Source organism: Dorea sp. D27 (genome assembly GCF_001185345.1).
In the GTDB taxonomy this organism is placed as follows: Bacteria; Bacillota; Clostridia; order Lachnospirales; family Lachnospiraceae; genus Extibacter.
Genome location: NZ_KQ236758.1, coordinates 1 through 740 on the forward strand (window position 1 = coordinate 1; position 740 = coordinate 740).

The window sequence follows — 740 nt, forward strand, 5'->3', positions numbered from 1 at the left end:
CATCTGCTGCGATGCGTCCGGGACTGCGACTATCACACAGATTCCTAAGCCTGTGGAATGTTCGCCGATAGCGGCTCTCATCCCACAAGCTAAGGAATCTGGTGAGGATTCTCCGTCCCTTCCGCTTATACCTTCGCATCTGTCCCCTGCCTCCCCATCGGCTATCTACTTTACTGGCACGGGCGGGGGTGGCTGTGTGACGTTACTGGCGGTCAGAAGGAATTTATCTGTGCCGGTATATTAATAAAAAAGCTGAGCGAGTGAAAACCTTTGAAAAATGAAATTATTATGAGGAAGAGCCGGAATCAGGTACAGGGCTGTTATATGAGATAACATCCCTTGCCTGATTCCGGCTCTTCTTCCAGCAACGGCGTGCACGCCTCGCTGCAAACGTTTAACTGCGATAATATACACCGTACTAATTTGTATGTGTTGTATACACTAAGCTTGCTATCATTTTCCATCTAGCTGACACAGCCAGCGTTCATCCGCTGGCTAGTAACGCTACACAGCCGTCCTCGCCCTTGTTAAGTGAAGTAGATAGCGGGCGGGGAGCCGGGTGGGAGATGCGCAGGTGTAAGCGGGAGAGGCGGAGAATCCTTTCCGTAGCCCTTATCCTGCGTGATGCAAGCCGCTATCGGCGCGCATTCCGGAGGGTTAGGGATACGTGAAATAGTCGGAGCCTCGTACGCATCGAAGCATCTGCCACCCGGCTCCCGCCGCCGCCTAACTTACTTAAA

At 52.4% G+C, this 740-nt stretch carries 1 protein-coding gene; it reads left to right on the plus strand.

The features are described 5' to 3' along the window. The coding region (locus tag HMPREF0980_RS19295) for a hypothetical protein (RefSeq protein WP_207643619.1) at positions 1-244 on the plus strand (244 nt) is incomplete at its 5' end. Between the last annotated feature and the right edge of the window lie 496 nt (positions 245-740).